A 13749-nucleotide genomic window follows, 5' to 3' on the forward strand; every position below is an offset into this window, starting at 1 on the left:
CGGGGAGTGAACGGCCTCAGGCCACGCCCCGGTGCCGCAGCGACGACCCCGACCGGTCCTTGACCACCTCCAGCTGGGCGTGGATCCGGCGGCGCAGGTCGGGGACATGGCTGACGATGCCAACGCTGCGGTCCCGTTCCCGCAGGCTGTCGAGGACGTCCAGGACCTCGTCCAGGGTCTGGTCGTCCAGGCTGCCGAAGCCCTCGTCGATGAAGAGGGTGTCCAGCCTCACGCCGCCCGCCTCGTCGGTGACGACGTCGGCGAGGCCGAGGGCCAGGGCGAGGGAGGCGAAGAAGGTCTCGCCGCCGGACAGGGTGGCGGTGTCCCGTTCCCGGCCGGTCCAGGCGTCGACCACGTGCAGCCCGAGCCCGCTGCGCCCGCGCCCGGTGCGGTCGTCGGAGTGGACCAGCGTGTAGCGGCCGGACGACATGCGCTGGAGGCGGACGGTCGCGGCGGCGGCGACCTGTTCGAGCCGGGCCGCGAGGACGTACGACTCCAGGCGCATCCGGCGTTCGTTGTCGGCGGAGGTGCCCGCGGTGAGGGCGGCGAGCCGCGCCACCCGGTCGTACTCCTCGCGCAGCGGGCCGAGCCGGCGTACGGCGTCGGCGGCCCGGGCGGAGAGGCGGTCCAGCTCGGTGCAGCAGCGGGCGGCGGCGTCGCGCGCGGAGGCGGCCTCGCGCAGCCGGCGTTCCGCGGCGGCCGCCGCGCGCTCGGCCGCGGCCGGGTCGGCGGGCGGCTGCTGGGCGGCCGCGGCGGTGCCGGGCTCGGCGAGGACCGCGCGGACGGCGGCCTCCTCCTGCTGCCAGGCGTCGAGGCGGTGCTGCAGCTCGCGGTGGGCGGCGGGGTCCAGGAGGGCCGCCGCGGCGGCCTGGGGGGTGTCGAAACCGGCCCGGTAGGCGGCGTCGGCGAGCCGGGCGTCGGCGTCCTTCAGCCGCTGTGCGGCGTCCTCGGCGGCGCGCACGGCGTCGGCGGCGTCGGTGAGCCGGGCCGCCCGCCGCTCCAGCTGCTCCGCGCGTGCGGCCACACTGCCGGCGCCGCCCCGCGCCTGCTCCAGCTCGGCTTCGAGGGAGGCCTGTTCGCGCTCCAGGGTCTCCCGGCGGGTGAGCCGGGAGGCGGCCCGGACGGCGGCCTGCTGGCGGTCGGCGAGCCGCTGCTCGCGCTCCTGCTCGGCCCGCCGCAGCTCCTGCTGGGCGGCGTGCAGCGCGGAGGCCTCGCGGCGGGCGCGGGCGTACTCCTGCTCCAGGTGCTCCGCCTCGGCGGCGAGCCGGTCGGCGGGGGTGTCACCGGCCTCGGCGGTGGCGGCGGCGAGGGCCTCGCGGACCGCGCCGAGGCGCTGCTCGTCCTCGGAGTGCTCTTCCTCGGCCCGCCGGCAGGCGGCGAGGGCGCGGTCCTCGGTCTCGCGGTCGACGTGTCCGGCGACCTTGCGGGCGGGGGCGGGGTGGTCGGTGGCCCCGCAGACCGCGCAGGGCTCGCCGTCGGTGAGGTGGGCGGCCAGCTCGGCGGCGATGCCGTTCAGCCGCTGTTCCTTCAGGTCGAGCCAGTGGGTGCGGGCGTCGAGGGCGCGCTGCCGGGAGGCCTGTGCGCGCCGGCCGGCCTGGTCGAGGTCGGCGGCGAGGCGGTCCCGGGTGCGGGCCGCGTCGAGCCGCCGCCGCATGGGTTCGCGCTGGACGGCGAGCTGTTCGGCGCGGGTGGCGGCCTCCTGGGCGGAGTCGAGGCGGCCCTGGAGGGCCGCCCGGGTGGTGTCCCAGTCGGCGAGCCAGGCATCGGCCTCGCGCAGCACGTCGTCGTCGGCCCGTTCCTGGCGGTCGAGTCCGGCGCGTTCCCCGGCGAGTTCGGCGAGCCGCCGTTCGGCGCGCCGGGCCGCGTCCAGGCCGCCCAGTTCCTCGGCGGCGCGACGGGCGGCGGCGGCGAGTGAGCTCGCGTCGGCGTCGGCGTGGGCGTCCGGGAGCAGCGCACGCGCCCGTGCCTCGGCCGCCGCGGCCCGGCGGTGTTCCCTCTCGGTCTCCTCGCGCAGCTCCAGGGCGGGTGCGACCGCCTCCGCCTTGCGGGCCCGCTCCATGCGTTCCTGGTGCGCGCGGTGGGCGCCGGCCCGTTCCCGGAGGCGCTCGGCGCGCTGCCGGGCCTCGGCGAACCTGCCCTGCAGCCGGGCCAGTTCGCGTGTCTCCTCCAGGGCGCGGCGGGCCGCCGCGTGGGCGGACTCGGCGGCGGAGAGCCGGCAGTGGGCGACGGTGAGGCGTTCCCGGGCGGTGCTGCGGGCGACCGCGGCGGCGCCGAGGACGGCCTCGGCCAGGCCCGGGTCGCCGGGGGCCAGCTCGGGCAGCTCCATGGCGTCGCCGGCCTCCTGCTGCATGCGGTGGGCGTCGGCGAGCAGGGCCGTGTCGCCCTCGCGCACGCGTGCCTCGGTGGCGCGGCGGCGTTCGGCGAGGCGTTTCTCGACGTCGGCGAAGCGCTGGGTGTCGAAGAGGCGGCCGAGCAGCTTGCTCCGGGCCTCGGCGTCGGCGCGCAGGAAGCGGGCGAAGTCGCCCTGGGGCAGCAGGACGACCTGGCAGAACTGTTCGCGGCTCATGCCGAGCAGCTGCTCGACCTCGGTGCCGATCTCCTGGTGGGAGCGGCTGAGGTCCTTCCAGGCGCCGTCCCGGGCGTCGTACTCGCGCAGCCAGGTCTGGGCCTTGTCGACCGTCATGCCCGTGCCGCGCAGCTTGGGCCGCTCCCACGGGGGCTGCCGGGTGATCTCCAGCCGGCGTCCGGCGACGGTGAGTTCGAGGCGGACCTCGGTGCGGGTGCCCGGCCGGGCGTGGTCGCTGCGCAGGTTGATGCCCTGGCCGCTCTGCCGGGCGCCGGGGGCGGTGCCGTAGAGGGCGTAGGCGACAGCGTCCAGGACGGAGGTCTTGCCGGCGCCGGTGGGGCCGTGCAGCAGGAACAGTCCGGCGGCGGACAGCGCGTCGAAGTCGACGGTCTGGGCGCCGCCGAAGGGCCCGAAGGCGGTGATGTCGAGCCGGTGCAGCCTCACCGGGCCACCTCCCGCGCGGCGTGGTCGGCGCGCACGGCGTCGAACGCCTCGCGCAGCACGGCCGCCTCCCGCTCGTCGGGTGCGGCGCCGCGGACGTGGGCGACGAAGTCCTGGGCGATCTGCTGGTCGCTGCGTCCCGCGAGGCGCCGGGCGTACGACACCCCGGCCTCCTCGGGGGCGCGTTCGGGGGCGAAGACCAGGCTGAGGGTGTGCGGGAAGCGCTCGGTGAGCCGGGCCATGGGGTCGGCCGGGCGGACCGGGTCGGTGAGGGTGGCCTCGACCCAGGCGTCCTCGTGGCGGGTCAGCGCCGGGTCGGCGAGGAGGTCGTCCAGGGTGCCGCGGAGGCGGGCGAGCGGGCGGGGCACCGGGCAGTCGACGCGTTCGGCGGTGACCGAGCCGTCCGCGTCGAGGTCGACCAGCCACATGCTCTTGCGGTGGCCGGCCTCGGAGAACGAGTAGGCGAGCGGCGAGCCGGAGTAGCGCACGCGCTCGGTGAGGGTCTGGCAGCCGTGCAGATGTCCGAGCGCCACGTAGTCGACGCCGTCGAAGACCCCGGCCGGTACGGCGGCCACTCCCCCGACGGTGATGTCCCGCTCGCTGTCGCTGGCCTGGCCGCCGGTCACGAAGGCGTGGGCGAGGACGACGGAGCGCGTGCCCCGCGCGCGTGTGGCGAGGTCGGCGCGGACGCGGTCCATGGCGGCGCCGAGCACGGCCTCGTGACCGGCCCTGTCGACGCCGAACTCGTCCTTCACGAGGGCCGGTTCGAGGTACGGCAGGCCGTAGAAGGCGACCTCGCCGTGGGCGTCCCCGAGGATCACGGGGGTGCCGGCGGCGGAGGGCTCGGTGCGCAGGTGGATGCCCGCGCGGCCGATGAGCCCGGCGCCGACGCCGAGGCGGCGGGCCGAGTCGTGGTTGCCGGAGATCATCACCGTGGGCACGCCGAGGTCCGCGAGGCGGTGCAGGGCGGTGTCGAACAGCTCGACCGCGGCGAGCGGCGGCACCGCGCGGTCGTACACGTCGCCCGACACGACCACCGCGTCGACCTCGCGCTCACGCACGGTGGTGACGAGGTGACCGATGAACTCGGCCTGGGCCCCGAGCAGGTTCACCCGGTGGAAGGCCCGGCCGAGATGCCAGTCGGACGTGTGCAGCAGTCTCATGAGCCCCGAGACTAACGGCCGGGTCCGACATCACGGGCGGTTGCTCCGGTATCGCCGGTCATGACCGTTCTCATGCACGCCAGTTATGCCCGTATTGTGAGCTATCACCCACCCATAGAGCCCTGATGCGCCCGTCACACCTGCCGGGCGCTCCCCTTTGGGGGCAGGATGGGTCGTGTGAGCGGGGACACATACGGCGGGGAACGGATCGACTTCCGCAACGGGATATTCCGGGGCGAAACGATCGGGAAGAAGGTGGAGCATCACCACCACTACGGACCCATGCCGCAGGTAGAGGACGCACTGCCCCCGGCGGCCGCGGAGTTCACCGGGCGCGACGACGAACTCGGCTCACTGCTGGCGGCCCTGGCTCCGGACGACACGGCCCCTGTCACCCTGGTCCCTGTCACCGCGGTGGCCGGCCTCGGCGGCGTCGGCAAGACCGCCCTCGCCGTGCGGGCCGCCCACACGGCACGGGAACGCGGCTGGTTCCCGGGCGGCGCGCTGTTCGTCGACTGCCACGGCTACGACGAGAAACCCGCCGGGCCGGAACAGCTCCTGGAGGCCCTGCTGCGCGCCCTGGGCGTGGCGGCGGCGCATGTGCCGAGCACGCTGGACGAGCGCGCCGGGCTCTACCGCTCGGTCCTCGCCGAGCGGGCCCGCGCGAGCGGCCGGGTACTGATCGTGGTGGACAACGCCTCGCACCCCGCGCAGGTCAGACCCCTGCTGCCCGGCCACCCCGCGCACCGCGTGCTCGTCACCTCGCGTGACACCATGCCGCAGCTCGGCGCCCACCAGCTTCACCTGGACATCCTGCGGCCCGCGGTGGCGCGGGACGTCCTGCGTACGGCACTGCGCACGGCAGCCCCCGCCGACCCGCGCGTCCAGGACGAGCCCGACGCGACCGGGCGGCTGTGCGCGCTGTGCGGGCACCTACCGCTGGCGTTGCAGATCGCGGCCGCTCTGCTGATCTCCGATCCGGGCAAGCCGGTGGCGGAACTCGTGGCCGAGCTGGCTGGCTCCGCCACGGTCCTCGATCACCTGGACGACGGCGAACGCGGCGTACGGGCCGCCTTCGACCTGTCCTACCGCCGCCTCGGTCCGGAACCCGCGCGGCTGTTCCGCCTCCTGGCCCTCGCCCCGGGCCCGGAGACCAGCGACGAAGCACTCACCGTGCTGTCCGGAGCCGACAGCGTCCCACGGCGGGAGCTGAACGTCCTGATCCGCGCCCACCTGGTCGCACCCGGCAGTGTCCGGGGCTGCTGGACCCTGCACGACCTGGTGCGGGCCTACGCCCTGGACCGGGTGTCCCGGCAGGAGGCGCTGCGGATCGAGGGCACGCGCGCGCGTACCCGGCTCCTCGCCCACTACCGGCGACGGGCCGAGGCTGCGGACCGGTACCTGCAGAGCCGTTCCGGCCCGGCCCCGGCCTCGGAGTTCAGCGGGCCGCAGGACGCGCTGCGCTGGCTCGACCGCGAGCGCACCGGCCTGATCTCCGCCGCGCTGTGGGCGGCCGACCCCGTTCATGCCCGGAACGGACTGGGACTGGCGCTCAGCCTTTACGGGTATCTCCACCGGCGGCGATATTTCGACGACGCCGTGTCCGTCTACCGGTGCGCGGCGCAGGCGGCACTCGCCCTGCGCGACGAGCTCGGCGCGGGCAGGGCATGGAACGCCCTCGGTCTGGCACTGCGCAACAACCGCAGAATCGAGGAGTCCGTCACGGCGCACACCCGGGCCGTCGAGATCCACCGGGAGCGCGGCGACCGGCTCCAGGAAGGCAAGTCCTGGGACATGCTGGGAGTCTCCTTGACCGAAGCACGCAGGTTCGACGAGTCGGTCGCGGCTCACGAACACGCCCGTGAACTGGTGCGTGCGGTGGCGGACGGACGGCTCGTCGAGGCGTCGAGCTGGAACAACAGCGGCCGTGCCCTGTTCAAGCTGGGCCGGTTCGACGAGTCGGTCGTCGCGCTCACCCGGGCCTGCGAGATGTTCCGTTCGATCGGCGACCGGTCCCGTGAGGCCACCGCGACGAACAATCTGGGGCGCGCGTTCCGGGAGACCGGGCGGCTGGAGGAGGCGCTGGCCGCACACACCACCGCCCGGGCGGTTTTCCGGGAGCTGGGCGACCGGGAACGCCACGCCACGGCATGGAACGACTTCGGTGTCGCCCTGTCCGCGCTGGGCCGCTTCGACGAAGCGGTCGACGCGCACCTTCTCGCCGTGCGGGAGTACGAGGATCTGGCTGACCGGCATCGCCAGGCGATCGCGGCCAACGATCTCGGAGTCACGCTGCGGCGCGCGGGCCGCCACGACGAGGCTGTGGACGCACACCGCCAGGCCCTGCGCCTGTTCGGAGAGTTCGCCGACCGCTACGGCGAGGGCGAGACGCTGAAACTCCTCACGGCCGCCGGGCAGGGGGAAGAAGGACCGCTCGGAGAAGAGGGGAACCGATGACGCAGCCGTTGCCGCGCTTACGCCCCGCCCCTGGACCACGCATGGCGAGGTCGAGCTCGCTCGTCCTGCTCCAGCCGACCCCGCTGTGCAACCTCGACTGCCACTACTGCTACCTGCCCTCGCGAGGGCTCGCCCGCGTGATGTCCCGGGAGGTCGTCGACGCCGTCGCGGAGACGGTCGGCTCCTGGTCGCGGCACCACCCGGTGACCGTGCTGTGGCACGGCGGAGAGCCGCTCACCATGGGGGTGTCCCGGATGCGGGCGCTGCTCGACCGGTTTCCTCCGGGCCGCGAGCACCCCGTACGGCACGCCGTGCAGACCAATGCCTCGCTCATCGACGAGGCGTGGTGCCGGCTGTTCAGGGAGCGGCGGATCGAGGTCTCCGTCAGCGTCGACGGTCCCGGACCCGGCAGCGCCCGGGTGGACCGCGGCGGCCGTGACGCGACGGACCGCGCGCTGCGGGGGATCGGTCTGCTCAAGGACCACGGCATCGCCTTCGGCGCCATCGCCGTCGTGTCCGAACCGACCGCGCGCAAGGCGGCCGAACTGCATCAGTGGTTCACCGCCCTCGGCTGCCGCGTTCTGGGGGTGAACCTGGTGGAACGCAAGGGTGTGAACACCCGGACGGTCCACGACGACGAGAACGTCGCGGAGTTCTGGGCCGCGCTGGCCGCCCGCGGGCGCACCGACCGGCGCATGTCACTGCGCGACCTGGAGCACGCCTGGCGATACGTCAGGGCGGAGCTGGCCGGTGTGGCGGGGCGGTGGGCCGGCCTGCCTGCCGATCCGCTGCCCATGGTCACCTGGGACGGGCAGGTGGTGCCTCTCAGCCCGGACCTCGCCGGCTTCTCCTCGCCGGATCACGGCCGGTTCAGCGTCGGCGACGTGCGGGAGCTGGGGCTGGCCGGGTGCCTCGCCCGTGCCGAGGAGACCCCTTGGGTCGCCGAGGCGCTGGCCGGGGTCGACGCCTGTCGCGCCGCATGCGATCTGTTCGCCTACTGCCGAGGCGGACAGGCCGCCAACAAGTACTTCGAGACAGGTCGGCTGGACGCGACCGAGACCCTCTTCTGCCGCAACAGCAGGAGACTCCTGATGGAAGGACTGATGCGTGATGCGGAACGAGTCGCCGGGAAGGCCTGCGCGCGGCCCGCGGATTGAGGAACGCATCCGGTACCTGGGCAGCGACTTTCCCCTGCCGGACACCGGGGCTTGCGAGGACTGCGGCGACGCTCCGTGCACGCACCCCACGACGCTGTATCCGGGAGGCACCGAGGGCGATCCGTTCCTGACCCCCGTGACCCTCCACTCGGGCGACACCACCCCGGGCGGACCCGTTTCCCGGGCTCGCGCGGTGCCTCCTCAGACGTCCCCGTAGACCTCCCCGCCCAGCTCGAACCCCGCCGTTCCCGCGGTGGCGTCGGCGAGCCAGGCGCGGAAGGCGTCCACGTCTGCGTCCGGCAGGCCGATCTCGAGGGTGACGGCCTCGCCGTAGCGGACGTCCCGCACCGCGCGGCCGGTGGCGCGCAGGTCGTTCTGGACCTTGCCCGCGCGCTGGTGGTCGACGGTCACCGTGGCCAGCCGGAAGCGGCGCCGGGTGAGCGTGCCGAGCGCGTCCAGGGCCTCGCCGACCGAACCGCCGTAGGCGCGGATCAGTCCGCCGGCGCCGAGCTTGACGCCGCCGTAGTAGCGGGTGACGACGGCGACGACGTACCGCATGTCGCGGCGCAGCAGCATCTGCAGCATGGGCACGCCGGCGGTGCCGCCCGGTTCGCCGTCGTCGCTGGCCTTCTGCACCGAGGCGTCGGCGCCGATGACGTAGGCCCAGCAGTTGTGCGTGGCGTCGCCGTGCTCCTTGCGCACGGCGGCGATGAAGTCCTGGGCCTCCTGCTCGGTGGCGGCCGGGGCGAGGGCGCACAGGAAGCGGGAGCGGTTGATCTCGGTCTCGTGCACGCCCGCGCGGGCGACTGTGCGGTACTCGTCCTGCATCCCGCCAGCCTATGCGAGCGCCGGAAGCCCCCCGGTCAGCCCTTCTTCTTCCGCCCGCGCGGCACCGCGAAGGAGGTGAGCAGGGCGCCGCCCGGGGCGAGGTCCGGCCAGCCGGTGCCGTGCCAGGCGAGCACGGCGATCGCGGCGGTGGGGAACTTGGCGCGGACCCGGTCCAGCGTGTCGTCGAGGCCGTCCGCGGCCAGCGCCAGCACCAGCTCCTCCAGGCCCGGGTTGTGCCCGACCAGGAGCAGTGTCCGCACCTCGGCCGGCACCTCGCGCACCACCTCCAGCAGCTGCCGCACGCCCGCCGCGTACAGCCGCCGGTCATAGCGCACCGGCGGCGGGGTGGCCCACTCGGCGGAGGCCAGCTCCCAGGTGCGGCGGGCGCGTACGGCGGTGGAGCACAGGGCGAGGTCGGGCAGGGTGCCGGCGGCGAGGGCGCGGCCGGCGGCCGGGGCGTCGCGCAGCCCGCGCGGTGCGAGGGGCCTGGCGTGGTCCTCGACGCCCTCGGGCCAGGCGGACTTCGCGTGCCGCAGCACCACCAGCCGGCGCAGCGGACCGGTGCCCGCCGGCCGGTTCACGCCGGGCCCCCGAGGTCGCGCGCGAGGTCGAGGGCGAGCAGGCGGTCGGCGTAGGCGTACGTCTCGAAGCGGGCGCCGTCCGGGATGCCGGGCGCGCTCTCCACGTCGCGCAGGACACCGAGCACCGCGGGCAGGTCCAGGTCGTCCTCCCAGGCGGCGCGCAGCCGGTCCCGTACCTCGGCGGGCACCGGCCGCGAGGGCCGCCGGGCCCAGCCGGCGACGGCTCGCCGCCATCGGGCGAGGCTCCGCGCGGCGGCGTCCAGTACGGCCGGGTCCAGCCGCGCGGGCTCGCTCCGGGGGACGGTGAGCAGGGCGAGACGGAGGACGGAGGGGTCGGAGAGGAGCGGCGGGAGGGTGGAGGGGGGCGCGGGACCGTCGGTCCGGTCGGGGGCGACGCCGGCACCAGCACCAGCACCAGCACCAGCACCAAGGGTCTCCACCGTCTCCCCGCCGGCGCCCCGGTCGTCCGCCTCGCCCCGCCCGCGCCCCGCAACCCACTCCGCCGGGGCCACCGAGACCACCGGCCCCTCCCCGAGCAGGCCCTCGGCGCCCCGTTGGGCCACGTGGAGGACCTGGGCCTCGCCCAGCCCGGAGGCGAGGTCGCGGTCGTCCTCGAAGGGGCGGACGGCGAGGCGGGTGGCGGCGGTGCGCAGTTCCGGCTGGTCGCGGGGGGCGTTGAGGATCGTCCAGACCGGGGTGCCGCCCAGTTCCAGGGCGCGGACGAGCAGGTCGGCGGTGAGCAGCACGCGCAGACCCGTCGGGTCGAGGCCGGAGGCGTGGGCCTCGATGCGGGTCAGGCCGCGGCGGGCGGGCGCGGCGGGGACGGGCTCACCGGTTCTGGCGTCGAGGATGCGCAGCACGGGGCGAGCGTAGGCGGACCGGCGGCCGTATGCAGCGGCTTGCACCGATTCCGGACAGCGTGCCGGGTACGGCGGGAATCCGGACCCGCCGCGGCGATGTTGCCCGGACGCACTGTTCCCCGCAGCCCGAGGAGGCGGCCGATGTACGGCGACGAGGCGACTGTCCGCAGGATCCTGACCGAGCTGGGCGACACCTGGGCGGTGGTCGGCCTGTCCTCGAACCGGCGCCGGGCCGCCTACGGGGTGGCCGGGGTGCTGCAGCGGTTCGGCAAGCGGATCGTGCCGGTGCACCCGAAGGCCGAGACGGTGCACGGGGAGCGCGGCTACGCCTCCCTCGCGGACATCCCCTTCGACGTGGACGTGGTCGACGTCTTCGTGAACGGCGAGCTGGCCGGCGCGGTGGCGGACGAGGCCGTGGCGAAGGGCGCGCGGGCGGTGTGGTTCCAGTTGGGCGTCGTCGACGAGGCGGCGTACGAGCGGGCCCGGGCGGCGGGCCTGGAGATGGTCATGGACCGGTGCCCGGCGATCGAAATTCCCCTCCTGAACTAGCCGTCTCACTTTCTTCTCACAATTCACCGCTGAATATTGACATTCTGACCAGCCGTCTGAGCTGCGCGAAGGCTGTAACCAAGACAGCACTCACCGCTGTTCCCAAGGCAGACAAGATCCTGGGTCAAGTTTTGGAAAACAGTCTTTTGCAGACGTCGAATGCGTTCCTAGCCTGTGCCTCCTTGCTCGTTAATTCTGCGTTCACGAACTGAGAGGCCACTTGACATGGCGAAAGTCGACGCCTTGCCACAGGCCGCGACGGAGTCCGGCGGTCTGCGCCGCGACGTCGGACTGATCGGCCTGATGTGGGCCTCCGTGGGCTCCATCATCGGCTCCGGCTGGCTCTACGGCGCCGAGAAGGCGGTCGTCGTGGCCGGCCCGGCGGCGATCATCTCCTGGGTGATCGGCACGATCGCGATCGTGCTGCTGGCGCTCGTCCACGCCGAGCTGGGCGGCATGTTCCCGGTGGCGGGCGGCACGGCCCGCTACCCGCACTACGCGTTCGGCGGCCTGGCCGGCATGTCCTTCGGCTGGTTCGCCTGGCTGCAGGCCGCCACCGTGGCCCCGATCGAGGTCGAGGCCATGATCGGCTACGCCGGTCACTGGAAGTGGGCCCAGAGCCTGCAGCACACCGACGGAACCCTCACGACCAGCGGTTTCCTCACGGCCGTGGCCCTGATGGCGGTCTTCGTCGGCGTCAACTTCTTCGGCGTCCGGGCCCTGGCGCACACCAACAGCGCCGCCACCTGGTGGAAGATCGCCGTCCCGCTCGGGGCGATCTTCGTCATCGCGGTGGGCAACTTCCACGCGAGCAACTTCACCTCGGAGGGCTTCGCGCCGTTCGGCGCCAAGGGCGTCCTCGGTGCCATCAGCTCCAGCGGCATCATCTTCGCGCTGCTCGGCTTCGAGCAGGCGATCCAGCTGGCGGGCGAGAGCCGCAACCCGAAGCGCGACCTGCCGCGGGCGACCCTCGGCTCGGTGGCGATCGGCGCCGTGATCTACATCCTGCTGCAGGTCGTGTTCATCGCCGCGCTGCCGCACGCCTCCTTCGCCCACGGCTGGGCCAAGCTGGACTTCGCCGGTATCAGCGGCCCCTGGGCGGGCCTGGCGACCCTCGTGGGTCTGGGCTGGCTGGGCTGGGTGCTCTACGTGGACGCGATCATCTCCCCCGGCGGCACCGGCCTGATCTACACCACCGCGACCTCGCGCGTCTCCTTCGGCCTGGCCAAGAACGGCTACGCGCCGAAGGCCTTCGCGAAGACCGACAAGCGCGGTGTGCCGTGGTTCGGCCTGCTGATGTCGTTCGTCACCGGTGTGGTCTGCTTCCTGCCGTTCCCGAGCTGGCAGGAGCTGGTCGGCTTCATCACCTCGGCGAGCGTGCTGATGTACGCGGGCGCGCCGCTGGCCTACGGCGTGTTCGCCGACCGGCTGCCGCACTTCGAGCGCCCCTACCGGCTGCCCGGCGGCAAGTTCATCTCGCCGCTGTCGTTCGTGGTCGCCAACCTGATCATCTACTGGGCCGGCTGGGACACCCTGTGGCGGCTGGGCTTCGCGATCCTGCTCGGCTACGTGCTGCTGGGCTCCTACGCCTGGTACGCCACCAGCAAGCGGCTGCCCGGCGCGCCCCGGCTGGACTTCAGGGCCGCGCAGTGGCTGCCCGCCTATCTGGCCGGTCTCGGTGCGATCTCCTGGCTGGGCGGCTTCGGCGGCCGGGGCACCATCCCGCTGTGGTGGGACATCCTGGTCGTCGCGGCGTTCTCCCTGGTCATCTACTACTGGGCCAAGGCCACCGCGTCGCAGCCCGAGGCGATCGAGCGGAGCATCGACGAGGTCGTGGTCACGGACGCGCCCGCGCACTGACCCCGCCCCTCCCGCACCCCGGTGTCCCGTCGGCTCGTCTGACGGGACACCGTCATAATGCTCGCGTGACGTCTCCCTCCCCCCACCCCCACTCCCCTGCCGCCACCCGCTTCCCGGTCGTCGTCGTGGGCGCCGGACCGGCCGGACTGACCGTCGGGAACATCCTGCGGGCCGCCGGTGTCGACTGCCTGGTCCTGGAGACCGAGAGCAGGGCGTTCATCGAACAGCGGCCCCGCGCCGGCGTCATCGAGGAGTGGGTCGTACGCGGCCTGGAGCGACGCGGCCTGGCCGCCGGCCTGTCGGCGCGCGCGGAGCGGCACTCCGCGTGCGAGTTCCGCTTCGACGGCCGCGGTCACCGCTTCGCCTACGCGGAGCTGACGGGACGTCACCACTGGGTCTATCCGCAGCCGCTGCTCGTGACCGACCTGGTGCGCGAGTACGCCGACGTGCGCGGCGGACAGATCCGCTTCGGCGTGCGGGACGTACGGCTGCACGACCTGGACTCGGACCGGCCCGCCGTCTCCTACACCGACCCGGACAGCGGCGAACGGCAGCTGGTGCACTGCGCGTTCGTCGCCGGCTGCGACGGGGCCCGGGGAGCGAGCCGGGCCGCGCTGCCCGCGCGGACGCGGATCTCCCGGCACGACTACGGCATCGGCTGGCTGGCGCTGCTGGCCGAGGCACCGCCGTCCGCCGACTGCGTGCTGTTCGGGATGCACGCGGACGGGTTCGCCGGGCACATGCCCCGCAGTCCCCGGATGACCCGCTACTACCTCCAGTGCCCGCCCGGCGACGACCCGGGCGCCTGGTCGGACGAGCGCGTCTGGGACGAGTTGCAGCGGCGTCTCGGCGCGGCGGACCGCCCTCCGCTGACGGAGGGGCGGCTGCTGGAGAAGCGGGTGCTGGACATGCACAACTACGTCGTCGAACCCATGGTGTCCGGCCGTCTCTTCCTGGCCGGCGACGCCGCGCACCTCGTGGCGCCGATCGCCGCGAAGGGCATGAACCTGGCGCTGAACGACGCGTTCCTGCTCGGTGACGCGCTGGTCGCGCAGCTGACGACGGGCGACTCCTCGGGCCTGGACGGCTACTCGGACGCCTGCCTGCGCCGGGTGTGGGACTACCAGGAGTTCTCGCAGTGGCTCTCGGAGATCTACCACGGCGCCTCCTGCGGCGACCCCTACCGGGCCGGAACCACGCTGGCCCGCCTGCGCCGGCTGTTCACCTCGCCCGCGGCGGCGGCCGCCTTCGCCGAGCAGTACCTGGGCACGGCCGGCGCGTTCTGAC

At 74.1% G+C, this 13749-nt stretch carries 10 protein-coding genes; 5 read left to right on the top strand and 5 right to left on the bottom strand.

The window, feature by feature from the left end; translation table 11 throughout:
* Positions 1-16 precede the first annotated feature (16 nt).
* The gene (locus IEZ20_RS21340) at positions 17-3010 is read right to left on the bottom strand and encodes an AAA family ATPase (RefSeq protein WP_189301101.1); all 2994 of its coding nucleotides are present in this window, start codon (positions 3008-3010) and stop codon (positions 17-19) included.
* The gene (locus IEZ20_RS21345) at positions 3007-4170 is read right to left on the bottom strand and encodes an exonuclease SbcCD subunit D (RefSeq protein WP_189301103.1); all 1164 of its coding nucleotides are present in this window, start codon (positions 4168-4170) and stop codon (positions 3007-3009) included. The genes IEZ20_RS21340 and IEZ20_RS21345 overlap by 4 nt, the downstream gene beginning before the upstream one ends.
* Before the next feature lie 177 nt (positions 4171-4347).
* On the opposite strand from IEZ20_RS21345, the gene IEZ20_RS21350 reads away from it, so the two are divergent.
* Positions 4348-6627: an ATP-binding protein gene (locus tag IEZ20_RS21350; RefSeq protein WP_189301105.1), complete on the top strand. Its 2280-nt coding sequence runs from the start codon at positions 4348-4350 to the stop codon at positions 6625-6627.
* A 41-nt stretch (positions 6628-6668) separates the two neighbouring features.
* The gene (amcB, locus tag IEZ20_RS21355) at positions 6669-7784 is read left to right on the top strand and encodes a cyclophane-forming radical SAM peptide maturase AmcB (RefSeq protein ID WP_189301106.1); all 1116 of its coding nucleotides are present in this window, start codon (positions 6669-6671) and stop codon (positions 7782-7784) included.
* A gap of 201 nt (positions 7785-7985) precedes the next feature.
* Here the strand turns inward: amcB and IEZ20_RS21360 are convergent, their stop codons facing one another.
* Genes IEZ20_RS21360 through IEZ20_RS21370 form a run of 3 tightly spaced genes read right to left on the bottom strand, consistent with a single transcriptional unit; the run spans position 7986 to position 10053 of the window.
* Entirely contained in the window at positions 7986-8612 is a 627-nt protein-coding gene (locus IEZ20_RS21360) for a YigZ family protein (protein ID WP_189301107.1), read from the bottom strand.
* A 35-nt stretch (positions 8613-8647) separates the two neighbouring features.
* Positions 8648-9193: a SixA phosphatase family protein gene (locus tag IEZ20_RS21365; RefSeq protein ID WP_189301108.1), complete on the bottom strand. Its 546-nt coding sequence runs from the start codon at positions 9191-9193 to the stop codon at positions 8648-8650.
* The gene (locus tag IEZ20_RS21370; protein ID WP_189301109.1) at positions 9190-10053 is read right to left on the bottom strand and encodes a hypothetical protein; all 864 of its coding nucleotides are present in this window, start codon (positions 10051-10053) and stop codon (positions 9190-9192) included. The genes IEZ20_RS21365 and IEZ20_RS21370 overlap by 4 nt, the downstream gene beginning before the upstream one ends.
* Positions 10054-10194: 141 nt before the next feature.
* Between IEZ20_RS21370 and IEZ20_RS21375 the strand changes: the two genes are divergently transcribed.
* The 3 genes from IEZ20_RS21375 (at position 10195) to IEZ20_RS21385 (ending at position 13748) form a co-directional block, all read left to right on the top strand.
* Positions 10195-10602 (top strand): CoA-binding protein, encoded by a 408-nt coding sequence (locus tag IEZ20_RS21375; RefSeq protein ID WP_189301113.1) that lies wholly within the window; start codon positions 10195-10197, stop codon positions 10600-10602.
* Between the two features lie 225 nt (positions 10603-10827).
* Complete coding sequence (locus IEZ20_RS21380) at positions 10828-12462, top strand: APC family permease (protein ID WP_189301115.1); 1635 nt, start codon at positions 10828-10830, stop codon at positions 12460-12462.
* Between the two features lie 65 nt (positions 12463-12527).
* Positions 12528-13748, top strand: coding sequence for a 4-hydroxybenzoate 3-monooxygenase (locus IEZ20_RS21385; RefSeq protein WP_189301117.1), 1221 nt, complete (start codon positions 12528-12530; stop codon positions 13746-13748).
* Position 13749: the final 1 nt, after the last annotated feature.

Origin of the sequence: Streptomyces cinerochromogenes, from assembly GCF_014648635.1 — a bacterium.
Taxonomy (GTDB): domain Bacteria; phylum Actinomycetota; class Actinomycetes; order Streptomycetales; family Streptomycetaceae; genus Streptomyces; species Streptomyces cinerochromogenes.

Coding starts and splice junctions, on each gene's coding strand:
- IEZ20_RS21360 (WP_189301107.1), bottom strand. CDS start 8,612: ATGCAGGACGAGTACCGCACAGTCGCCCGCGCGGGCGTGCACGAGACC.
- amcB (WP_189301106.1), top strand. CDS start 6,669: ATGGCGAGGTCGAGCTCGCTCGTCCTGCTCCAGCCGACCCCGCTGTGC.
- IEZ20_RS21375 (WP_189301113.1), top strand. CDS start 10,195: ATGTACGGCGACGAGGCGACTGTCCGCAGGATCCTGACCGAGCTGGGC.
- IEZ20_RS21345 (WP_189301103.1), bottom strand. CDS start 4,170: ATGAGACTGCTGCACACGTCCGACTGGCATCTCGGCCGGGCCTTCCAC.
- IEZ20_RS21380 (WP_189301115.1), top strand. CDS start 10,828: ATGGCGAAAGTCGACGCCTTGCCACAGGCCGCGACGGAGTCCGGCGGT.